This window comes from Bhargavaea ullalensis, assembly GCF_042432615.1.
Lineage (GTDB): Bacteria > Bacillota > Bacilli > Bacillales_A > Planococcaceae > Bhargavaea > Bhargavaea ullalensis.
The window spans coordinates 1-878 of record NZ_JBHLWY010000055.1; the positions used below are offsets into that span (position 1 = coordinate 1).

General features: G+C 59.9%; 1 protein-coding gene. It reads left to right on the top strand.

All coding sequences use genetic code 11. From position 1 onward, the window contains the following. The coding region (locus tag ACFFIY_RS14365) for an ExeA family protein (protein WP_376837323.1) at positions 1-783 on the top strand (783 nt) is incomplete at its 5' end. Between the last annotated feature and the right edge of the window lie 95 nt (positions 784-878).

Consider the following 878-nt stretch of genomic DNA (forward strand, 5'->3'; position numbering starts at 1 on the left):
GGCATGACGGCCACTCCCTTCGTCCGTGATACCCCTGTCGGGGAGCTGCTTGGAACCCATGCGCTTGAGGAAATCGAGAGCCGGCTTCACTATGCGGCCGAACGGCAGCTCTTCGCAGTGGTGACCGGCGACTGCGGGACAGGGAAGACAACTCTGGTGCGGAAATTCACAGAGAGCCTCGACACCTCCCGATTCAAGCCGCTGTATCTGGCGGATTCCAAGCTCACCCCGCGTCACTTCTACAAAGGGCTTCTCGAGCAGCTGGGCCATGAGTCCAAGTTTTACCGGGGTGACGCCAAGCGCCAGCTCCACCGGGAGATCGAGCTGATGCGGGGCATCCATCAGCTGGCTCCGGTGGTGATCGTGGACGAGGCCCATCTTCTCGACCGGGAAATGTTGGAGGAGGTGCGGTTTCTCCTCAACTTCAGGATGGACGCCCAGAGTCCGATGGCGCTTATCCTGATCGGACAGAGCGAACTGAGGGACCGGCTCCGGCTCCAGTCCTTCGCCGCCATCCGGCAGCGGATCGACCTTCAGTGCCGGATGCCCCATTTCGACCGGTCGGAGACCGGGCGATACATCGATCGCCAGATCGAGTACTCGGGAGCCGGACGAGATCTGTTTACCACAGCCGCGATTGATGAGATCCATGGCTGGTCGGGTGGAGCCGCCAGGCTCATCAATAAGGCGGCCACCCATTGCCTGATCTTTGGATCGGGCCAAGGGCACCGTGTGATTGACGACCATATGGTCCGTCAGGTGATCGAGGGTGAGCTGAATTGAACGTGAAGGGGCCAGGGGGAAAACGTTCCGTTTTCCCCCTGGCCCCTTCAAAGGTTTTCTGGTTTTCAGAAAGGGTTTTGGCGATTTCACTGGAC